The organism is Endozoicomonas elysicola, from assembly GCF_000710775.1.
Taxonomy (GTDB): Bacteria; Pseudomonadota; Gammaproteobacteria; order Pseudomonadales; family Endozoicomonadaceae; genus Endozoicomonas; species Endozoicomonas elysicola.
In genome coordinates, this window is sequence record NZ_JOJP01000001.1 from 376764 (window position 1) to 399065 (window position 22302).

At 46.9% G+C, this 22302-nt stretch carries 21 protein-coding genes (1 of these 21 cut by a window edge); 10 read left to right on the forward strand and 11 right to left on the reverse strand.

Going from position 1 to position 22302, the window contains the following annotated elements; genetic code table 11:
• The 3 genes in view from GV64_RS01640 to rsmG are tightly spaced (at most 16 nt apart) and all read right to left on the reverse strand, a layout consistent with a single transcriptional unit that may run on beyond the window.
• Positions 1–419, reverse strand: partial view of a ParB/RepB/Spo0J family partition protein gene (locus GV64_RS01640; RefSeq protein ID WP_020582247.1) — the beginning only. Its footprint begins 472 nt before the window's first position; only the first 419 of its 891 coding nucleotides appear in the window; the start codon lies at positions 417–419; its stop codon lies off the left edge, out of view.
• Between the two features lie 3 nt (positions 420–422).
• Positions 423–1232: a ParA family protein gene (locus GV64_RS01645; protein ID WP_020582246.1), complete on the reverse strand. Its 810-nt coding sequence runs from the start codon at positions 1230–1232 to the stop codon at positions 423–425.
• Positions 1233–1248: 16 nt separating this feature from the next.
• The gene (gene rsmG, locus GV64_RS01650) at positions 1249–1923 is read right to left on the reverse strand and encodes a 16S rRNA (guanine(527)-N(7))-methyltransferase RsmG (protein ID WP_201772457.1); all 675 of its coding nucleotides are present in this window, start codon (positions 1921–1923) and stop codon (positions 1249–1251) included.
• Positions 1924–2168: 245 nt separating this feature from the next.
• Between rsmG and GV64_RS01655 the strand changes: the two genes are divergently transcribed.
• On the forward strand, positions 2169–2858 hold the full coding sequence (locus GV64_RS01655; protein WP_081622096.1) for a DUF2817 domain-containing protein: 690 nt from the start codon (positions 2169–2171) through the stop codon (positions 2856–2858).
• Here GV64_RS01655 and GV64_RS23520 read toward each other — a convergent pair.
• The 7 genes from GV64_RS23520 to GV64_RS01690 all read right to left on the reverse strand — a co-directional run bounded on the left by GV64_RS23520 (position 2855) and on the right by GV64_RS01690 (position 8937).
• Positions 2855–3520, reverse strand: a complete 666-nt coding sequence (locus tag GV64_RS23520; RefSeq protein WP_020582242.1) for a YiiX/YebB-like N1pC/P60 family cysteine hydrolase — start codon at positions 3518–3520, stop codon at positions 2855–2857. The two genes, GV64_RS01655 and GV64_RS23520, sit on opposite strands and share 4 nt — an antisense overlap.
• Positions 3521–3661: 141 nt before the next feature.
• On the reverse strand, positions 3662–4489 hold the full coding sequence (gene aroE / locus GV64_RS01665) for a shikimate dehydrogenase (RefSeq protein WP_020582241.1): 828 nt from the start codon (positions 4487–4489) through the stop codon (positions 3662–3664).
• Between the two features lie 15 nt (positions 4490–4504).
• Positions 4505–5413, reverse strand: coding sequence for an oxygen-dependent coproporphyrinogen oxidase (gene hemF / locus GV64_RS01670; RefSeq protein WP_020582240.1), 909 nt, complete (start codon positions 5411–5413; stop codon positions 4505–4507).
• A 38-nt stretch (positions 5414–5451) separates the two neighbouring features.
• On the reverse strand, positions 5452–6006 hold the full coding sequence (locus tag GV64_RS01675) for an L-threonylcarbamoyladenylate synthase (RefSeq protein WP_020582239.1): 555 nt from the start codon (positions 6004–6006) through the stop codon (positions 5452–5454).
• Positions 6007–6032: 26 nt separating this feature from the next.
• Positions 6033–6557, reverse strand: coding sequence for a 5-(carboxyamino)imidazole ribonucleotide mutase (purE, locus tag GV64_RS01680; RefSeq protein ID WP_020582238.1), 525 nt, complete (start codon positions 6555–6557; stop codon positions 6033–6035).
• Between the two features lie 79 nt (positions 6558–6636).
• Positions 6637–7770: a DNA-processing protein DprA gene (gene dprA / locus GV64_RS01685; RefSeq protein ID WP_020582237.1), complete on the reverse strand. Its 1134-nt coding sequence runs from the start codon at positions 7768–7770 to the stop codon at positions 6637–6639.
• Between the two features lie 129 nt (positions 7771–7899).
• On the reverse strand, positions 7900–8937 hold the full coding sequence (locus tag GV64_RS01690; protein ID WP_020582236.1) for a LysM peptidoglycan-binding domain-containing protein: 1038 nt from the start codon (positions 8935–8937) through the stop codon (positions 7900–7902).
• A gap of 318 nt (positions 8938–9255) precedes the next feature.
• Here GV64_RS01690 and GV64_RS01695 point away from each other — a divergent pair, with 318 nt between their 5' ends.
• From GV64_RS01695 to GV64_RS01720, 6 genes are all read left to right on the forward strand, one after another.
• A complete protein-coding gene (locus GV64_RS01695) occupies positions 9256–11109 on the forward strand; it encodes an extracellular solute-binding protein (RefSeq protein ID WP_236632911.1) in 1854 nt (617 codons plus the stop codon).
• A 101-nt stretch (positions 11110–11210) separates the two neighbouring features.
• Positions 11211–11708: a peptide deformylase gene (def, locus tag GV64_RS01700; RefSeq protein ID WP_020582234.1), complete on the forward strand. Its 498-nt coding sequence runs from the start codon at positions 11211–11213 to the stop codon at positions 11706–11708.
• A 124-nt stretch (positions 11709–11832) separates the two neighbouring features.
• Entirely contained in the window at positions 11833–12777 is a 945-nt protein-coding gene (gene fmt, locus GV64_RS01705; RefSeq protein ID WP_020582233.1) for a methionyl-tRNA formyltransferase, read from the forward strand.
• 17 nt (positions 12778–12794) lie between these two features.
• Positions 12795–14117, forward strand: a complete 1323-nt coding sequence (rsmB, locus tag GV64_RS01710; protein WP_020582232.1) for a 16S rRNA (cytosine(967)-C(5))-methyltransferase RsmB — start codon at positions 12795–12797, stop codon at positions 14115–14117.
• Positions 14114–15487: a Trk system potassium transporter TrkA gene (gene trkA, locus GV64_RS01715; protein WP_020582231.1), complete on the forward strand. Its 1374-nt coding sequence runs from the start codon at positions 14114–14116 to the stop codon at positions 15485–15487. The genes rsmB and trkA overlap by 4 nt, the downstream gene beginning before the upstream one ends.
• 199 nt (positions 15488–15686) lie before the next feature.
• Positions 15687–17138: a TrkH family potassium uptake protein gene (locus GV64_RS01720; RefSeq protein WP_020582230.1), complete on the forward strand. Its 1452-nt coding sequence runs from the start codon at positions 15687–15689 to the stop codon at positions 17136–17138.
• Positions 17139–17161: 23 nt separating this feature from the next.
• Here the strand turns inward: GV64_RS01720 and GV64_RS01725 are convergent, their stop codons facing one another.
• Positions 17162–18199 (reverse strand): permease, encoded by a 1038-nt coding sequence (locus GV64_RS01725; protein WP_034843924.1) that lies wholly within the window; start codon positions 18197–18199, stop codon positions 17162–17164.
• Between the two features lie 303 nt (positions 18200–18502).
• Between GV64_RS01725 and glyQ the strand changes: the two genes are divergently transcribed.
• The 3 genes from glyQ (at position 18503) to gmhB (ending at position 22272) form a co-directional block, all read left to right on the forward strand.
• Positions 18503–19468 (forward strand): glycine--tRNA ligase subunit alpha, encoded by a 966-nt coding sequence (glyQ, locus tag GV64_RS01730; protein ID WP_033402939.1) that lies wholly within the window; start codon positions 18503–18505, stop codon positions 19466–19468.
• Positions 19468–21567 (forward strand): glycine--tRNA ligase subunit beta, encoded by a 2100-nt coding sequence (glyS, locus tag GV64_RS01735; protein WP_020582226.1) that lies wholly within the window; start codon positions 19468–19470, stop codon positions 21565–21567. Before glyQ ends, glyS begins: the two co-directional genes overlap by 1 nt.
• Before the next feature lie 138 nt (positions 21568–21705).
• Complete coding sequence (gmhB, locus tag GV64_RS01740; RefSeq protein ID WP_020582225.1) at positions 21706–22272, forward strand: D-glycero-beta-D-manno-heptose 1,7-bisphosphate 7-phosphatase; 567 nt, start codon at positions 21706–21708, stop codon at positions 22270–22272.
• Positions 22273–22302: the final 30 nt, after the last annotated feature.

Genomic DNA, 22302 nt, shown 5'->3' on the forward strand with positions numbered 1-22302 from the left:
ATAGGATTCAGGTCCTCACGCTGGATGTTTTCAATCAAAGCCATGGCGATGGCAGCTTCATCTGCAACATCACGAATCAACGCTGGAACTTCAGAAAGGCCAGCCAATTGAGCTGCACGCCAACGTCGTTCACCGGCAATGATCTCATAGCGGTTCTGCCCGAGCGGACGAACAACTATCGGCTGCATGATGCCCTGCTCTTTAATACTTTCCGCCAACTCTTCCAGGGCATCAGAGTGCATGTCTCGGCGAGGCTGATACTTGCCACGAACCAGAAATTCAACAGGCAGTTCTTTCATCACCCCATCCATAGACTCTTTGACCAGGGAAGGCCCTGCCAAGTCATTAGATAGAGAGTTTGGTAATCTGGCACTGCCCAGCAGTGCATTCAAATTAGTACCGAGACGTTGTTTCGCCATCTGTTATTGAGTTCCTGTTTTCCTTTCAGACTTGCTGTGAAGGCCCTTGATATCATGCTTGCGAACCAGCTCTCCAGCCAGAGCCAGATATGCCACCGCTCCACGGGAGTTTCTGTCATAGGCCAACACCGGCTTACCATGGCTAGGTGCTTCAGCGAGTCGAATATTTCGGGGAATGACGGTTCGATAAACCTGATCACCAAAATGGTTGATGAGCTGTCTCGATACTTCAGTGGTCAGCGTCATCCTTGGGTCATACATGGTCCGTAGCAGACCTTCAATATGCAAATCGGGATTAATGGTTTCCCTGAGACCTGAAATGGTTTCCATCAGGGCTGTCAAACCTTCCAGCGCATAATACTCACACTGCATAGGGATAATGACCCCGCGGGCAGCAACCATGGCGTTGATGGTCAACATGTTAAGGGATGGCGGACAGTCAATCATGATGAAGTCATACTGATCTTCTACTTTGGCCAGGGCATCCTTGAGTCGTGACTCTTTGTGATCCATAGACATCAGCTCAACTTCAGCTGCCGTCAGATCCGCATTGGCTCCCAGAACATCATAGCCACCATCAAGAGAGGGCATGATAGCCTGGCTGATATCACAACGACCGGTCAGTACATGGTACACGGACCATTGCTGATCATGCTTGTCAATACCACTTCCCATAGTGGCGTTACCCTGAGGATCGACATCGATCAGCAACACCCGTTGCTTACTGGCTGCCAGAGAAGCCGAAAGGTTAACGCAGGACGTCGTTTTGCCAACTCCGCCTTTCTGATTGGTTACCGCTAGAATTTTAGCCACAGCCGTTTAATACCATTCAATGCCTGTTACGCAAAATGACCAGATGTCGATCGCCTTCTGTGCCCGGTACATTCAGGGGCTCACAGCCGACTAGCTCAATCTCGTGACGATCCATCAGTTCCTTCAGTTCTTCTTCAGGATATAGCCCTTTCATGGCCAGATAAACACCTGAAGGTGATAATAAGTGTTTTGTACCATCAACCATGTTAACTAATGAGCTAAATGCCCGTGAGGTAATAGCATCAAAAGGTTCACGGATTTCAAAGCTTTCTACTCGAGCATTTGCAACTTCAAGGTTATCCAGTTGAAGATCCAACTTTGCCTGAAGCATGAACCGGGTCTTTTTGCCATTACTGTCCAATGTCGTGAATTTTTTGTCTGGATAGATAATTGCCAGAACAATGCCGGGCAACCCCGGGCCTGAGCCAACATCCAGAATCGTACCACCTGAAATATGTGGAACAATACTCAGGCTATCAATGATATGCCGGAAGACCATCTCTCTGGGGTTTCGGATAGCAGTCAGGTTGTAGGCCTTATTCCACTTATCCAGCAACAGAACATAGCGGGTCAATAAGTCGGCCTGTGTCTCTGATAAATCAAGACTCAACGATTTTGCACCCTGACAAATATCATTCCGCAATGTTTTCGCCAGAGGATTGTCTATTAATGATGATTGAGAAACGTTCATTGATTCCTTCAGCCAGCAGCCTGATGGACCTTATTGAGCCCTGCTGCGGTTACGCTAAGCAAGCCAAACACGTTTGGACTGCATTACTGATGGCAAGTATTTATAGATAACCAATCAGTCTATTTCATAACTTTAATAAAATCGACGCAATCATTGATCAAAACCTGCGATATATAAAGTAAGTACTATTTCCCTTTTCAAATGCAGCATTTACCTGCGTTATAGATCACTACAGTATTAACAAAATGACGAATTACAACTTTTCAAAGAATGGATTCAGTGTTTGTAAGAGACCCATTAATGCACTAGTGAGCCGACAGCCCAGCGATAACCGGTTCTGTTATCTGATAGCAGGTACTCATGGAGATGAGCCTGAGAGTGTCTATGTTCTTGAGCAGCTAATGCATTGGTTCAAAGACCATAAGATAAGCTTTCCGATGGTTATAATTCCTGCCCTCAACCCAGATGGCTTTGCTGATGGGACGCGGGTGAACAGTAATGGTGTTGACCTTAACCGTAATCTTCCTGCTTCTAACTGGACTAGACAGCAGCGTGATGAAAAGTACTCTCCAGGACAGCATCCTGCCAGCGAGCCCGAGAATCAGTTTCTTATCTCTTTATTTGAGCAATATCCACCTGGTTTTATTCTCTCTTTTCACTCCTGGAAACCCATGCTTAACAGCAACGGCTCTTGTGAAGAAATCCTGCAACTGCTTCATCAGGAGAATGCTTATCCAATTGTCAGAGATGATATTGAAGGTCACCCGACTCCTGGCTCTCTGGGCAGCTATGCCAGTGAAAAACTGGGTATACCTGTCTTAACTTATGAATGCCCTGTTATGAACGAGAAACAGACTCTCCATTCTATCTGGCAAGAAAGTGAAAACGCATTGGTCAAGCTGATGCAATCGGGCCTGATCGAAAAACTGCTCTAAACGAGTGTTGATCCTGGCTCAAGGCTGCATAAGTCCTGACCATTTTTAGCTGGGAGGGATCCAAAAATATTGATGGAGACCAGCTTATCAGAGCAGGAGAGAAGCGCCGGATGCGAACCAGGGAGCCCTTCCGGAATATCCTGACCAACCGCTTTGTAATGATCAATCCAGAATGGCATTAACTCTCCGGTATCCATATCGCGAAAGCTCATGGGGGTCTCTTCAAACAGGAAACAGCCTTCATTGGCACTGCGGAAAGCATGAACAATCAATTCGCTGCAATACCAGCTCTTTTGGTGGCCATCTTGAGATTGGCTGTAGTGCGGGTCATAGGGTACCGCTAACTGCTGCTCTGCAAACTCCAAAGCAGCAGACACCAGAATGGAATAATCAGCTTCAAGTCGGCAGACCAGAACACATGGTCTACCATGGTTGTCCAACACAGAGCAGTTCAAAAAATCATCCAGCGGTGTCTTTTTAACCTGAGGCATCACTGCCTCAATTACCATGCCATCACCGTCGTAGAGAGCCACATGGTTAATAGCTATACCGTCTCGGCCCGCAAATAATCGGCTGATAACCCATTCAGCCTCTCCTCCCGCACGAAGCTGAAAAAGCAAATCTCCCGGCAAGAGATCTTCAGTAATTACAGTGGCGGGCATTGCCTTATCCATAACATTTCCGATATCTGAGCATCATTCCGTGATAGACAGCCTTGAGCTGAAATTCCGCATGTACCCAAACTATTTAAAAGGCTGCAACTTTCGGAATGGCGGAATTTCCATAATAGAGTATAGAGTCTGTCAGGCTATTTCGTTACGTAGCAGATCAAGAACCTTGCGAGTATCCGGGCGAACACCACGCCAGATAGAAAACTGTTCAGCAGCCTGCTCAACCAGCATACCCAGCCCATCAATAGTCTTCTTTGCACCACGCTCACGACACCAACGGTTAAATACTGTTTCTTCAGCACCATACATCATGTCATAGCAGCAGGTACTATTATCAACGATGTACTCTGGAACCGGAGGCATTTCCCCCTGCAGACTGGCAGCAGTGCCATTAATGATCAGGTCAAAGCGACCTTCTATACCTTCAAAACTGCTGGAGGAAACAGCCTCCCCGGGAAAGAGCCCAACCAAAACTTCAGCTTTGCTTAATGTTCGGTTCGCAATCACCAGTTCAGCTGGCTGCTCTGAAAGTAATGGTTCAAGTACACCTCTTACCGCACCACCAGCTCCAAGAACCAGTATTCTGGCACCGTTAATATTCACGCCATTATTTTCTTTAAGATCGGCAACCAGACCAAGGCCATCAGTATTATCACCGTGAAGCTGGCCCTGATCATCCTGCCAGAGTGTGTTCACTGCACCCGCTTTCTCCGCTCGCGATGTTCTTTTTTTAGCCAGCTGCCATGCCTCTTCCTTAAAAGGTACAGTGATACTCAAGCCAAGATCACCATTTTCGAAAAAGTCTTTTACTGCTTTCTCAAAACCATCAGTTTCTACAAGGTTGGCTGTGTAGCGCAGGCTCTGACCGGTCTGATCGGCAAACAGTGTGTGTATTGCGGGAGATTTACTGTGGGCAATGGGATTCCCCATTACAGCGTAACTGTCTACTGGTCCGGCCATGATCTAATCCTCTCTTTATACCCAGTCTTTTGGTTTTAGAAATTCTTCATATAAGCGAGCTTCTTCAGTGCCCTGCTCTGGATTCCAGTTGTAATCCCAACGAACATGAGGAGGCAGAGACATAAGAATAGACTCTGTACGACCACCGGACTGCAATCCGAATAATGTTCCACGGTCATATACCAGGTTGAATTCCACATAACGGCCACGGCGGTATTCCTGAAAGCGCTTGTTCTGCTCCGAGTAAGAAATCTCTTTACGACGCTGAACAATGGGCAGGTAGGCATCAATATAACTGTTGCCAACCGACTGCATAAACTCAAAGCAGCGTTCAAATGGCCACTCATTCAGGTCATCGTAGAACAGTCCGCCGACCCCCCTTGGTTCATTGCGATGTTTAAGAAAGAAGTAGTCATCACACCATTTCTTATAACGGGGGTAGACCTCGTCACCAAACGGCTCACAGGCTTTTTTGGCTGTCTGATGCCAGTGTTTGCAGTCTTCTTCAAAGCCATAGTAGGGAGTCAGGTCATAGCCACCGCCAAACCACCAGATCGGATCTTCTCCTTCTTTATGAGCAATCAGCATTCGAACATTGGCATGAGACGTTGGCACAAATGGATTGTCCGGATGAATCACCAGGGAAACGCCCATGGCCTGAAAACTCCGACCGGCCATTTGTGGCCGATGCGCCGTGGCACTGGCAGGTAGCTGATCCCCTTTTACATGAGAAAAATTCACTCCTGCTTTTTCAAAAATCTTGCCGCCTTCGAGAACTCTAGCCTTACCGCCACCACCACCGTGGTAATCCCACTGGTCTTCCCTGAAGGAACCCTCCGTTTCTTCTGCTTCAATCGCCGTACATATGCGATTCTGCAAACCCATGAGGTATTGTTTTACGAGATCTACAGACGGTTCTGACATCTTGGAACAAGCCTTTTATCCATTAAATTTGAGCAATATTAGCCTGCCCGTACAAGTTCACCAGATCGCAGGTCTTGAATTGTTGTAGGCGTTTTCTGCTCTCCAGTATCGCCAGAAACAATACCATCGAGAAGAGCGCCAAACTCTTCCTCAACCCCAGAGAAAGTTAGCAAAGGATCTTTGCCTGCAAGGTTTGCAGAGGTAGAAACAATCGGGTGCCCTGTTGCTTCACACAGTGCTTTCACCCGGGGGTGGGCACTGATACGCACGGCAACCGTATCAAACTGCCCTCTGACCCATTCCGGCGCCCAGCCTTCAGGATCGGGGATAAGCCAGGTATAAGGACCAGGCCATGTGGACTTCAGCTGGGCCCTTTCCTCTGGAGAAAGAGGGGCAAGCAGTGGTGTAAACTGCTTTTCTGAAGATCCTATCAATATCACGCCCTTCTCAACGGGCCGCTGCTTGATTTCAAGAATCCGATACACCGCCTGCCGATTCCATGGGTCACACCCCAGTCCCCAGACAGCTTCGGTAGGATAGGCAATAACGCCTCCATTTCTGATTGCCTTGGCAGCTTGACTAACATCCATCATTCAAAAATTTCTCTTAAGGATAAACCTCAATGGTTTAACTGCTGTTGGAGAACGGCATCTTTTGCGAGAACCGCTTCTGCACTAGCCTGACGATCCATACGCAGGCGATTTGCCAGATCTTTGTCATTCAGGGCAATAATCTGGGCCGCGAGGTATCCGGCATTTGTAGCACCATCCTCCCCCAGAGCTACCGTTGCAACGGGAATGCCCCCCGGCATTTGAACCGTTGACAACAATGCATCCAGACCATCCAAAGGCCCCGTATCAATGGGAACACCAATAACCGGCTTGATAGTAAGGGAAGAAACAACACCGGCTAAGTGAGCAGCCATTCCTGCGCAGGCGATAAAAGCAGCAGCACCACGCTGGTCAGCATCTTTTACGTAGTTCCTGATTGCCTCAGGTGTGTGATGAGCCGAGTGGACTTTAACTTCTACAGGCACATCGAGTTTCTTCAATACATCAACTGCGAGCTGGATCCTGGGAAGGTCTAAATCTGACCCTATCAAAATCGCAACAAATGGCCTAACCATCAGTATTCTCCGAAACATGATCGGTAAGGCTCGCTAGTCTAGCAAGAGAAGTTCAGAAGCAACAGTTAGACGAAAAAGACCTTGTTTTAAGAAATGGCTAACCCAGGCGGATAAAGCCACCCGGTGTTGACTCAATGACGCCATCAAGCTCCATTTCAGTAAGAACGACTGATAACTCAGCATAAGGAACACCAGATAATGCACTTATCTGGTCAGCACTGACTACATCAAAACCCATAACCTCGATGACTTTCAGTCGCAGCGGGTCGGTTTCTTTTCGAGAGGAGGTGGAAGGTGAAAACTCATTCATAACGCCATGCAGCTGTGGTGCCAGCTCAATCAATACATCATCGGGACTTTCAACCAGCACGGCTCCTTCACGAATGAGCTTATGACACCCTCGACTCAATGGATTCAGCACCGAGCCAGGTATGGCAAAGACCTCACGCCCCTGCTCTGCAGCCAGTCTCGCGGAGATCAACGAGCCACTTTCAAGGGCTGCTTCGACCACCATTACCCCCAGTGACAGCCCCGATAAAATACGATTCCTGCGAGGGAAGTTACCCGCAAACGGTTTGGTTCCCAAAGGAAACTCGCTGACCAATGCTCCATGACTGGAAATAAGCTGATAAAGGTCTTTATGTCGGGCTGGGTAAATCTGATCGACGCCAGTACCTAAAACAGCAACGGTTCCACCGTAACACCCAAGGGCACCCTGGTGTGCTGCAGCATCAATCCCAAGAGCCATACCGCTGGTAATAACCAGACCACTTCTGGACAAGTGCTCACTGAACTCCTGAGCAACCCTGCGCCCATTCGGGGTTGGCCTACGACTACCAACAACCCCCAATTGAGGTTCATTGATCAGACGTTTATTTCCAACGACATAGAGCACAACCGGTGAATCGGGAAGTTCCTTAAGTGCTTTTGGGTAAAGCGGTGAGTCTGGCGTTAAAACTGTGTGAGCCTCGCTGGATTGAAGCCAGGCCTGGGTCAGATTCAGCTGTTTTTGTATAACAGGATCACGAGATGCATTGACCAATAAGCGAGCTAAATTAGCTGGAATGATTGTTTTCAGTTCATCCAGAGAAGAAGCGAAGAGTTGGCCAGGGTGATTAAACCTTTCTATAAGTTGACCAGACTTGATAGGACCCAAACCAGGAATCAGAGAAAGTGTCAGCCAGGGAACCAGTTGCAGCCAATCCTTCTGGCTTGTATCAGTGTATATCATTGAATTCTCATTCCGGAGTTATGTGGCTTATTCTGGTTATTGTCAGCGTCTGCCTAAATAAGCCACACATCCAATGAAGCACCCTGTAAACATCCGGGTAATAAATTGATATTTCGATTAGGTGATCATTTATGGCTGTGGGCTTTTGAGGATATAGCCAACTTCAATATCCTCTTTTGCTGATAGCACAATACCATAGCTCATTTTTTCAAAAGGTCGATAAACCATCACCAGACCAACCCTTTCAGATGGCAGAGAAACCTCTTCATTGGTAAAAGGATCAAACGCTTTCTCTGCCTGTCGGTACACAGCCAAAACATCACCTTGTCGAAGGCTCTCTCTCTCTCCCTTGTTAATGACCACAGTATCAAACTTGGAAATCTTTTTAGCGTTGTTCAGATTCGCCGTAACAATACCTTCCAGAGGCGCATCCGGTGCTCTTGGAAAGAATGTCGTTACCAGACCACTGGCGTCCTGCTTAACCAGTCGGTCTCCCGGCTTTAACTCCATTTTACTTTCCTGGATGATCATAGAGGCAACATCCTCCCTGACCCGGCTCAAATTGATAGCCCCAACGTCAATACCAATAAGTCCAAGCAGCTCATCAGTTTCCGGATCGACAATCTGCTCACCACGGCGAACAATATCAAACCGGATATTCTGACCGGTAAAATTTCCTCGAGCATAGACTTTATCACCAGTTGCTGAAGCCAGCTTCCCATCTTTGGCCGCAAAAACATAAGGCGCGTTATTTAACTGCTCTTCACTTGAGAAAACATGTCCACCTTTCAAATAACTGTGTACTGCACTCAATGGTATAGCGGGAATCGCCGACTCACCGGGCATCACCCGAATTTTTGGACTCAGTTTAATGGTTCGTCCGGTATCACCACGACTGGAGATCGTCAGCCTTGGTTGACCATTGATATACACCAGACTAACGATATCTCCAGGATAAATCAGGTGAGGGTTTTTAATCTGCGGGTTGGCATGCCATATTTCCGGCCACAACCATGGGCTGTCCAGAAACGTAGTGGATATATCCCATAAGGTATCGCCTTTCTCGACAGTATATCTGCTGGGGGAATCCGACTTTATCGGGCTATCGTATGCCAGGCCCAGTGTGGACATACAGAGCAGGATTCCTGCCAGAGCAAAGCGTCTCATTATCGTCCCGATCCCTTGAATAGTTTTTAGTGTAAAGCCTTGAGCCGGTAAAAATTTCTGAGGAAATGTAATTTTTACGTCTCTTCAAACCAGTTTAAGAAGAGTAACCGCATTTCCATTGTAAATGCCTCTATCAGAACAGTGTACCAACCGCCTCCGGTTTTGAGCAATCGGCTCTCTTTTAGTTCTCGGCTTTACTAACCAATTCTCAAGATCAGGTCACATATTCGCTCACTTCATAGACCGTCAGCTCTGTGGATCATGGCTACTATTTAGCCCCATCACCAGAGTTTTCACCTGGTGGATCAAGGAGCTATTTTGAAACTGAAAATCCTGACATTATTGTCTGTCATTATTACAGCTTTTATCAGCTTCCACGGTGTAAAAGCTGATAAAAAAGCCCCTCTTATTCATAAGTCTCATGGTCTATCACGATTTAATGACCTTAAATACCCAGAGGACTTCCAACACTTCGACTATGTAAACCCTGATGCACCCAAGGGTGGGAAAATCAAAATTGCCGCGATAGGCATTTTCGATACACTCAACCCTTACACGCAATCAGGCACTCATATTTCTCAGATTCCCCCACTTAATTTTTTTACGCTGGGGTTTCTGGGGTTAAATGAACCCCTGATGATGGGGACTGGCGCTTATAGCCCTTCAGGTGATGAGTCGAAATCGGCTTATGGATTGATTGCCGAGTCCGTAGAGTACCCAGATGATAATCAGTGGATTATCTTTAACCTGCGCCCTGAAGCTCGGTTTCATGATGGAAAACCAATAACAGCAGATGATGTCGAGTTCTCCTTTAACCACCTAAAAAAAAAGGGCCCCATCAGGTATCAGGTTCAGCTTAAACCCGTTGATCGGGTAGAAGTGCTCGACAAACACAAAATCCGCTTTCACTTCAGCGAATCCGGAAATAGAGACCAGCTCTTTTGTGCCGCAGAGTTACCCGTCTTACCCGCTCACTACTGGAATAATCAGCACAATGAAAAGTCAAAGCTTACACCACCTCTAGGAAGCGGGCCTTATAAGATAACTCACGTCGAACCGGGCTCATCGGTTACCTTTACCAGGGTTGATGACTACTGGGGTAAAGAACTATCAATAAATAGGGGAAAATATAATTTCGATCAGGTTACCGTCTATTTCTACCAGGATATAACCATTGCCTTTGAAGCCTTTAAAGCGGGCGTTCTGACCATCTACTTTGAACCTATCTCTAAAAACTGGGCCAAAGCTTATAACTTCCCCGGTATCTCTTCGGGAAAAATCAAAAAAGTAGAAATCCCGACAAAAATGATTATTGGTAGCCCTATGATCGTGTTTAACACCCGCCGTGGCCCCTTTGAGGATATTCGGGTGAGAGAGGCTTTGGGGTATTTGCTTGATTTTGAGTGGAGTAACCGAACCCTTTTTGAAGGCTCATATATCAGGGCTAACAGCTATTTTCCAAATTCAATATACGCTGCTTCAGGCGAGCCTTCTCCCGAAGAACTGAACCTGTTGCAAGCCTATCATTCGCAATTGCCCGAAAGACTCTTTACACAATCATTTTCCCCCCCAAAAACCACAGGTGATGGCTCTATCAGGAGGCAACAAAAAAAAGCGCTCGAATTACTTAAAGAGGCAGGATGGCAGATGAAGGGAAATAAACTAGTAAACAACAAGCAGGAGCCCCTTACGTTTGAGTTAATCACATACAGTCACATGGTGGACAAGGTCATCCTGCCTTACAAAAAGAATCTGGCCACTATTGGCATTGATATGAAATATCGTGTCGTTGATAGCAGCAACTATTTCCAGCGGGTCAGAAAACTGGACTTTGACACTATTGGCAATGCCTATCCACTAGGACTCTCTCTTGGCAGTGAGCTTTTCCGATATTTTCATTCCAGTAATGCGGATATACCCGACACTCAAAACCTGGCTGGAATAAAAAACCCGGTGGTTGATGCTCTTTTAGAGAAGATTACCAATGCAAAGACCCAACAGGAACTACAGTCTATTATTCATTGCTTGGATAGAGTTCTGCTCTGGAACCACTACGGCATCCCATTGTGGTACTTCGGGAAAGTCAGAGTTGCCCACCAAAGCAATATCAAGCGTCCGCAAACAGAAACTGACTACCCGATGATAATCAATACCTGGTGGCAGGCTGAATAAGCTCTATTCAGCAACGATGCTAGGTACAGGCTAAAATTGCAGATATACTGAGAAGTCACTAAACCACTTTCTTCGTTAATTCTGTCAACCTGAGATCACTGATGGCTCTACTGGAAATTCTTGAATACCCTGACCCCAGACTTCGTACAGTTGCCAAGCCGGTAGCAGAGGTCAATGACGAGATTCGCCGTATCGTTGATGACATGCTGGAAACCATGTATGACGCTAGCGGCGTCGGTCTGGCTGCAACACAGGTGAATATTCACCAGCGCATTGTGGTTATGGATCTTTCGGAAGAAAGTAATGAGCCAGTAGTGCTTATCAATCCCAGCTATGAGCCCATTGGGGATGAAAAATCAGATTTACAGGAAGGCTGCCTGTCAGTACCCGGCTTTTATGAGCTGTTGGATCGTTATGCTCAAGTGCGACTAACCGCTTTAGATCGCGATGGTAATGAGTACACTCAGGATTATGACGGGCTTGCTGCTGTCTGTGTTCAGCACGAGCTGGATCATCTGGAAGGCAAACTTTTCATAGATACCCTTTCCCGCCTGAAACAGGATCGTATCAAAAAAAAGCTTGGTAAAAGAAAGAATTGAACAAAACCAAGCCTACCACACTCTATTGAAACAATGGTTATCATTAGAATCTGAAACAACCCCACTCCGGTAAACGGTGTATTAAATGCACCGTTATCGATAACTTTCTGATACATTGCCTCCTATGAAAAGCCTTCGAATTATCTTTGCCGGAACGCCTGAGTTTGCCAGTGCTCACCTTCAGGCCATGCTTGATAGTCAGCATCAGGTTATTGCCGTTTATACCCAGCCAGACCGTCCTGCAGGGCGTGGTCAAAAACTGATGCCATCGCCGGTCAAATCACTGGCAGCCCAGCATAATATTCCTGTTTACCAGCCCAAATCACTGCGCACTGAAGAAGCCCAGAAGGAACTCGCATCCCTTAATGCGGACCTGATGGTCGTTGTTGCTTATGGACTGATTCTTCCACAGGTCGTTCTGGACACACCTGAGCTGGGCTGTATTAATGTTCATGGCTCTATTTTACCAAGATGGCGAGGGGCAGCCCCCATCCAGCGAGCAATAGAAGCCGGAGACACCGAGTCAGGTGTTACTATTATGCAGATGGATGCAGGGCTGGATACTGGCGACATGCTGCTTAAGGCGTTTTGCCCGATTCATCCCGATGATACAGCGTCACAACTGCACGATCGCTTAATTACAGTGGGTAAACCTGCACTTATTCAAGCGCTTGATGCCATAGCCTCCAATCAACTACAACCAGAAAAGCAAGACGATAGTCAGGCTTGTTACGCTCATAAGATGAGCAAAGAGGAAGCCATACTGGACTGGCAGAGGCCTGCACAAGCTCTGGACCGGCAAATTCGTGCCTTTAATCCATGGCCTGTAGCCATTACCTCATTGGATGACACTAAGATCCGGATCTGGGAAGCAATCGCACTGAAAGAAAGTACTGGAGAACAACCCGGCACCCTGATCAGCGCAGATAAAGATGGACTGGATATTGCCTGCAGTGAAGGCACTCTTCGCATTAAACGACTGCAATTGGCAGGAAGCCGAGCAATGACTGTGCAGGAGCTGTTGAACAGCAAAAAAGCGATGTTCAGCACCGGAAAACAATTCAGCTAGGCTCTTTTTTACCTGATATGGCTAAACAATCTTCTGTTCGACAGTTAGCAGCACGGGCGATCACCCGGGTAACCCTGGGAGAATCACTGAGTAGTGTACTGCCGAATTTACAGGAAAAGCTGTCCAAAAAAGACCAGCCTTTATTGGCTGAGCTTTCCTATGGAACACTCCGTTACTATCACCGACTGGATGCCTGGCTTAAGTTTCTTACGGAAAAGCCCCTGAAAGAAAAAGAGCAGGATATTCATAACCTGATTTTAGTAGGACTTTACCAGCTGTTCTACACCCGAATCCCTCCTCATGCAGCCATTGGAGAAACGGTTCAGGCAACCCGCTCCATGGGCAAAGCTTGGGCCAGAGGGCTGGTCAATGGCATTCTCAGAAATGCCCAGCGCCGATTTAAAGAACTTAGCGAACTGGAAGAGCGCAGTCCTGTTTGTGGCTTTTCACACCCAAAATGGCTGATCAATGCCATCAAAAGAGCCTGGCCAGAAGATTATCAATCTATTCTCTCTGCCAATAATCAACCGCCCCCGATGACCCTTCGGGTCAATGAACAGAAAATCCAGCCATCCAGATATCTGAAAAAACTGCTGGATGAGTGTATTCAGGCTCGACAGTCTCAAGTTGCACCACAGGCTATCACCCTTAACAAGCCAACCGCTGTCGATAAACTCCCCATGTTTCGTGATGGAGCGGCCAGTGTTCAAGATGAGTCTGCACAACTGGCAGCCACATTAATTCGAGCTAAACCTGGCGATCATATTCTGGATGCCTGCTGTGCTCCTGGCGGCAAGACCTGTCATCTACTGGAACTTAACAAAGAAATTACCGTTGATGCCCTTGATACAGACAGCGTACGACTGGAAAGAGTCGGTGAAAACCTGCAAAGACTGGGTCTCACCGCCAATGTACTCTGTGGTGATGCCACGGAACCACAAACCTGGTTCCCGGGGAAACCTTATAATCACATTCTTCTGGATGCCCCCTGCTCTGCAACGGGTGTAATTAGACGGCACCCGGATATCAAACTGCTGAGAAAAGCAGAAGATATTGAAGCCCTGGCTCAGCTACAACAGAAAATACTTCAGGCAATCTGGCCTTTATTAAAGCCCGGCGGCACATTGCTTTATGCAACGTGTTCAATCATGCCTCAGGAAAACCACCGACAGATTGAACATTTCCTTTGCGCAACACCTGATGCAAAGCTGCTACCCATCGAAGGCCAATGGGGTCATGATACCGGGTTTGGCAAACAGCTCTTTCCAGGCGCCAGCGGCCACCTCACTATCGGTGACGGCTTCTTTTATAGCCTGATGACAAAAACGGAAAATCAATGAAAATCATCATTCTCGGTGCTGGCCAGGTCGGTGGCACACTGGCAGAAAATCTCGCCAATGAGGAAAATGACATTACGGTAGTCGATACCAATGCCTCACGACTCAGAGAGTTGCAGGATAAGATTGATATCCGAACCATCCAGGGTAAGGCATCTTTTCCAGGGGTTCTGAAACAAGCTGGGGCTGATGAAGCCGACATGCTGGTTGCTGTAACTAACAGTGATGAAGTCAACATGGTAGCCTGCCAGATTGCCTACACCCTGTTTCACACACCGTCCAAAATCGCCCGTATTCGCCAGGCTGCCTACCTGAAGAATGAGAGTTTGTTTGCCAATGCGGCAATGCCTGTGGACGTACTGATCAGCCCCGAGCAAGTGGTTACCAACTACGTTAAGCGCCTTCTGGAACGTCCAGGAGCGCTTCAGGTTCTTGATTTTGCTGATGGCCGGGTACAACTGGTTGCCATGAAAGCCTATTATGGCGGCCCTCTGGTTGGTCACGAACTTCGTTATATCCGGGAACATATGCCCGATGTAGATACCCGGGTTGCCGCCATTTTCCGCCGGGGAAATGCCATCATGCCCAAAGGCACGACGGTCATCGAAGTGGATGATGAAGTCTTTTTCATTGCCGCCCGTGAAGATATCCGCGCAGTCATGGGTGAGCTCCAACGGCTGGACGATGACTATAAACGCATCATTATTGCCGGAGGTGGCAACATCGGACTGCGTCTGGCTCAGGCCGTTGAAGACCAATATAAGGTCAAAATCATTGAACATGATATGGAGCGATGCCAGTTCCTGTCAGAGACGCTCACCAAAGCGATGGTTTTCTGCGGCAATGCCTCTGACAAAGAATTATTGATCAGTGAAAATATTGAAGAGACAGACATATTCTGCGCCTTGACCAATGACGATGAAGCTAACGTTATGTCATCCATGCTGGCCAAGCGTTTGGGTGCTCGAAAAGTCATGGCACTGATTAATAACCCAGCTTATGTAGACCTGGTTCAGGGTGGCGAAATCGACATTGCTATCTCTCCTCAGCTGGCAACAATTGGTAGCCTGCTCAAGCATGTAAGGCGTGGAGACATAGTAAATGTTCACTCACTTCGCAGAGGCGCAGCAGAAGCTATTGAAGCTATTGCTCACGGTGATGAGCAAAGCTCTAAAGTTGTGGGAAAAACCATCCAGGAAGTAGAGTTACCCCAAGGTACGACGATTGGCGCTATTGTTCGTGATGATCAGGTACTCATTGCTCACGACTCTACCCGTATTGAGTCCGGTGACCACGTTATCCTTTTCTTGACCAATAAGCGGAAAATCCGAGAAGTAGAACAGTTATTTCAGGTAGGACTTGGATTCTTCTAAAATGTAAAACCAGCTTCCTTCTTCTCTGAAGTTGGAAGCCACCTTTCCGAAATCATGTCAATGATCTGAAACAAGCTTCAGGGCTTTATTTTTCCCATGGATTGGGAGTAACCTGCTACTGCATAAAATCAGAATTTCTTATAGCCATTATAAGAATCCACCATGGTAGGTTATTCATACTGGATGAAGCAGGAGCACCATGCAGTTTCAGGTTATTCTCCCCATTTTGGGTATTTTGCTGATTTTGTTCAGCACCTCCAGTCTTCCCCCCATTCTTGTTGCCCTGATTTATCAGGAGCAGGAAATATCAATATTCATCTACACATTTTTACTCACACTACTCCTGGGTGTCTTACTCTGGTTTCCTTTCAGGCACATTAAAGATGAATTAAGAGCTCGGGAAGGCTTCCTGGTTACGGCTCTCTTCTGGGTCGTGCTTGGGTCATTTGGTTCTTTGCCATTCCTGCTCATGGAAAGCCCATCACTCAGCATTACTGATGCAATGTTTGAATCGATGTCAGGCTTAACAACTACAGGTGCAACAATTCTGACAGGCATTGAGCACTTGCCGCGTTCAATTTTGTTTTACCGGCAACAGCTTCAATGGCTGGGGGGGATGGGAATTATTGTTCTGGCGGTTGCTATTATCCCGATGCTGGGAATCGGAGGGATGCAGCTCTATCGAACGGAAACACCGGGCCCGGTTAAAGACTCCAAGTTAACGCCAAGGATCACAGAAACGGCCAAAGCACTCTGGTTTCTCTATGTCTTTCTAACCGCCGCTTGTGCCCTTGCCTACTGGCTGGCAGGAATGAACTTATTTGATGCCATCAGCCATAGCTTTACCACCATCGCTATCGGGGGCTTTTCTACATACGACAGCAGTATGGGACACTTCAATTCCCCAATGATTATCTCTGTAGCTATCTTCTTCATGCTCGTTGCTGGCGTCAATTTTGCCCTGCACTTTACGGCTTGGAGACATAAGTCATTAACGCACTATTTTCAAGACCCAGAAGTTAAATGGTTTCTGGCTATCCTAGGTGTAGTTGGGATGATTACGGTAGTAACCCTCTACATGTCTGACACTTATTCTCTGAGCAAGTCTTTCAGGTATGGCCTGTTCGAGGTGGTATCTGTAGCAACGACTACTGGCTACACATCATCATCCAGCTTTTCCGCCTGGCCAATGTTTCTACCATTAATGTTGTTTTTTACCAGCTTTATGGGTGGCTGTGCAGGCTCAACTGCTGGCGGTATGAAAGTAATCAGAGTTGTTCTGATTGCGAAACAGGGTATGAGAGAACTTCGCCGTTTAGTTCATCCCAATGCGGTATTTACCATCAAGATCGGTGGCAGACCAGTGAGCCCCAGAGTGGGTGAAGCTGTGTGGGGGTTCTTTGCTACTTACATTTTAATGTTTGTGCTTCTCTTCCTTGCTTTGCTGGCAACGGGCCTGGACTTTACTACCGCATTCTCAACGATCGCTTCGTGTCTGAATAACCTCGGACCAGCGCTAGGAGAAGCAGCATTCAGTTACCATAGCCTACCCGATGCAGCAAAGTGGATTCTCGCTTTTGCCATGCTGTTAGGTCGTCTGGAAATTTTTACACTACTTGTGTTGTTTACTCCAACCTTCTGGCGATACTGACTAAATGTCTTTGGGGATGATGATTACATCGAGCAACCACCGTCCCCACTTTTCCCCTTCAGGTACATGACCAAGGCAAGCCCTCCAAGAATCAAATTCAAGATTAATGTAATGATTACGCCATTCCCAGACTTTGCTGCAATAAGATTACTTCTTACTAAATAAATAGATGACTTATCAAGAATAAAGTCCATTAGCATGCAGGAGAGAAAAACACTAAAAAATAAAACAGCTGTCTGTCTTACTGTCACTGATAAACCGTAATAATTATACGACATTCTAAGCATGGGAAAGGTGAGTAGGCTGGATAACAAAAAGGCCATTACGCCTCCAGGTGATACACCATTCCACCACATCACAGCAGCCAGAGAGACATTGCCAATAGAGCAACCAAAAGTAAGAACAGCAACAATGATTCCAATAAAAGCATTCCATAGCCATGCTATAAATCCATAGTCCTGAGTACTCCAGAAGATTAACTCCCACCAGTTAGATGGCATCAAAACACTCACAGATGAAGCAATCAACAACCCCACCAGAATATCTTTACGAGTCATATTCAAATCATCACGAAAAAATACACACGCCCTCTGCCATGCATTCTTACCATTAGACGTGATTTCATTTTTTTCATGCCCAGCATCTGGAGCAGGCATTCGCAAGGTAATAGCCAAAAAATAGGCAAGGATGATAAATGCAATTGAAGTGACTACCATGATTTCCAGAAAGAGCACGCCCAGAAACCCATAAATGGCAACCAACATTGAAATACCAATATTCGTGCTGGAAATCATAAAAGCCAAACTGTTTGGCCAGCTTGCTCCTTTCTGCCTCAATGTATGGCCCATCCCTATCGTCGCGTAATTACAGACAGAAGAGACAGCACCGAGTATTACTGAAAGGCTGGCGCTTTCAAGACGATTACTTCCCAATCGCTGGACAATAGTCCCTGTAGGAATATAACTTCGAACAAAAGCAGAAAGCGATAAGCCAAAAACAATTGGCCATAACATGTGCCATAAAAGAAGAGCGTAGGCAGAGGCAAGTTCAACAATAATCATGGAGAGCACTCCGAAGCTCTGGAGAAGTTGCAATTATAGTTGGCTATTTCGTACCGTATAAAAGACACCAAGAAGTGCTATCCAAAAGTCTTACCCACGTTTTTCACAACTTATCCACAGCTTAAACTTAACCGCACAAACCGGTATAATCCCTCTCTATTTTTACAATCGAACCCTGCGAGTGTTCACTCACAGGGAAACCTATGCCAGGCACGTTAGCTGGTCATCGATAATTGCTCGCAATACAAAGCTCAATGCTCAAAAAACGACCAGTTTGCATATGAGCCTCTAAGAGGTAGAAAAGTGACTTCCCAGAGCACGCCAGATATCAATACATTTCAGGGTCTCATTCTCGCCCTTCAACAATTCTGGGCCCAACAGGGCTGCGTTATCATGCAACCACTGGACATGGAAGTGGGGGCCGGTACTTTCCATCCTGCTACATTCCTGCGAGCCATTGGCCCGGAAAACTGGAACGCTGCCTACGTTCAGCCAAGCCGTCGTCCAACAGATGGCCGTTACGGTGAAAACCCGAACCGTCTCCAGCATTACTACCAGTTCCAGGTAGTCATGAAGCCTTCACCCGATAATATCCAGGAGCTTTACCTGGACTCTCTTCGTCAGCTGGGCGTTAATCCACTGGTTCATGACATCCGTTTTGTGGAAGACAACTGGGAGTCCCCAACACTGGGAGCCTGGGGCCTTGGCTGGGAAGTATGGATGAACGGTATGGAAGTTACTCAATTCACTTACTTCCAGCAGGTTGGTGGTATTGAATGCTACCCGGTCACTGGTGAGATCACTTACGGTCTTGAGCGTCTGGCGATGTACATTCAGGGTGTGGATAACGTTTATGATCTCGTCTGGACTGTTGGCCCACAAGGCCCGGTCACTTACGGGGATGTTTTCCATCAGCAGGAGGTTGAAATGTCCACGTTCAACTTCGAGCATGCTGACACTGAAGAACTGTTCAAACAGTTTGACTTCTTTGAGCGTGAGTCCCAGAAACTGGTTGACATAGGTCTGCCTCTCCCAGCTTATGAGTACGTTCTGAAAGCTTCTCACACCTTTAACCTGCTGGATGCCCGTCATGCGATTTCTGTGACTGAACGCCAGCGTTTTATCCTGCGCGTCAGAACTCTGGCCAGAGCAGTAGCCAAAGCTTACTTTGATAAACGTCGTGAGCTTGGCTTCCCTCTTGCAGATGAAAGCATTCGTAATGAAGTTCTGGCTCAGCTTGCGAAAGAAAGCACGCAGGAGGAAAAATAATGAGCACCATCAATAAAGAAGACTTCCTGATTGAGCTGGGAACAGAAGAACTGCCACCAAAGGCATTAAAGAGTCTGTCTGAGGCGTTTACCCAGGGAATTATTTCTGGTCTTGAAAAAGCCCAGATCACATTTACCGGCTATGAGTCGTTTGCTGCTCCACGCCGTCTGGCTCTACTCATCAAAGGCCTGGATACTGCACAGCCTGATCAGAAGTTTGAGCGCAAAGGACCTGCAGTCAAAGCGGCATATGATGCCGAAGGTAATCCAAGCAAAGCGGCGCTTGGTTTTGCCCGTTCTAATGGTGTGAATTTTGAAGACCTGGAACAGGAAGAGACACCTAAAGGCGCATGGCTGGTCTACCGCTCTGTCAAACAGGGTGAAGCAACCAAAGAGTTGCTGCCGGAAATTATTACTCAGTCTCTGAATAATCTGCCCATTCCAAAGCGTATGCGCTGGGGAGCCAGCCGTACCGAGTTTGTCCGTCCAGTTCACTGGCTGCTGATGCTGCAGGGCAACAGCGTTATTGACTGTGAAGTCCTTGGCCTGAAAGCTGGCAATACAACCCGTGGTCACCGCTTCCACGCTAATCAGGAAATCACGATCAACACCCCCGCTGATTATGCGCAGATTCTTCATGAGCAGGGCAAAGTTATTGCTAACTTTGATACCCGTCGTGAAATCATCCGTGAGCAGGTTGAGCAAGTTGCAACCACTATTAACGGTCACTCGGTGATTGATCCTGATCTTCTGGATGAGGTAACCGCTCTCAACGAATGGCCGGTTGCTCTTTCCGGTCGTTTTGATGATGAATTCCTTTCCGTTCCATCGGAAGCACTGATCTCTTCCATGAAGGGACATCAGAAATATTTTCACGTGGAAAACAGTGAAGGGAAACTCCTGCCTCACTTTATAACGGTGGCAAATATTGAAAGCTCCGAGCCTCGCCATGTTGTGGAAGGTAATGAGAAGGTCATTCGTCCACGTCTTGCTGATGCCAAGTTCTTCTATGACACTGACCGCAAGCAGACTCAGGATGATCGTCGTGAAAAACTGAAGCCTATTGTATTCCAGGCTCAACTGGGCTCAGTGTTCGCTAAAACTGAGCGTATTGCACGACTTTCGTCTTATATTTCGCAAACAGAAGGCGGTGATGCAAAGTTGGCTGAGCGTGCAGGTCAACTGTGCAAGTCCGATCTGGTTTCTGAGATGGTTCTGGAGTTTCCAGAGCTTCAAGGGATTATGGGTCAATACTATGCCGACAACGATGGTGAAAGCCCTGAGGTCAGCAAGACACTGTATGAACAATACATGCCTCGCTTTGCTGGTGATCAGCTGCCTTCCACGCTGATTGGCTGCGCTGTTGCTATTGCTGATAAAGTGGACACTATTACTGGTATTTTTGGTATCAACCAGCTGCCTACTGGCAGTAAAGATCCTTTCGCACTTCGTCGTGCCAGTATTGGCGTACTTCGAATCATTGTTGAGAAAAAACTCAACCTTGATCTGGAAGCACTGATTGATCAAGCAATTCAGGGCTACCAGAAGCAAGGCGTTTCTCTGCCAGCGCTGGACAACCTTAATACGACAGTAGTCAATTATATGCTGGAGCGCTTTGACGCCGCTTACCAGGAAGAAGGAATTGCTATTGAGATCATCAACTCCGTTAAGGCACTACGCCCTACCCGACCACTGGACTTTGATCTTCGCATAAAGGCAGTTACCCGCTTTAATGCCATGGATGAAGCTGATGCACTGGCTTCTGCTAACAAGCGTGTTTCCAACATTCTTGCTAAAGCCGGAGATATTGTTATTCCAGATACACTTGATGAGACGCTACTGACTGAAGCCGCAGAAATTGAGCTGGCAAAAGTTGTCTTTAATAAGAAGCAGGAAATCGCACCAGCACTTTCAGAGGGCCGCTATGCACTCGCTATGGAAAGTCTGGCAGCACTGAAAGAACCGGTAGATATGTTCTTTGACCAGGTTCTTGTTAACGCAGAAGAAGAAGCTATTCGTTTGAACCGTTATGCACTGCTTAAACAGCTGCGTAGCCTGTTCCTCCATGTGGCCGATATCTCTTTGTTACAGAAATCCTGAGAATGACCTGTTAAAGTGCGGCTTCTGCCGCACTTTTTTTATGTAAAGAATGTCACATACTTTTACTTTCCAGTTATGTGAATTCATTTACATAATACTTGTTATTATCAAGCGTATTTGAGAGCACTATCAACCATTATGACTAAGCTGGTTATTCTGGACAGGGATGGAGTCATTAATGAAGACTCGGAACAATATATTAGGTCTGCAGATGAGTGGATTCCTATTGCGGGAAGTATTGAAGCAATCGTCCGTCTGACCAAGGCAGGTTATAAGGTAGTTATCGCTACGAATCAGTCTGGACTTGCCCGTGGTTATTTCACACTGAAAGAACTGGGTGCAATGCATGACAAGCTATCAAACTTGGTTCAACTACAGGGAGGCAGGATTGATGGTATCTATTATTGTCCCCACGGCCCAGATGATAACTGTCAATGCAGAAAACCAAAGACGGGCTTAATTGATCAAATTTTTATGAAGTTTGATGCTTCTCCAAACCAAACTTGGCTTATCGGCGACTCACTAAGAGATTTGCAAGCCGGAGCAAGTAGTGGTTGCAACGTTGCTCTGGTTCTGACTGGTAAGGGGGTTAAGACTCAAGCTACACTCACCAATCATCCTGAAGAACTATCTGGTACCAAGGATGTACCTGTTTATAACAACTTGAACAGTTTTGTAGAAAAACTACTCTCAGAGGGATTTTGATGTTGTCCGGTGTCGGCTCTTCAATGATGT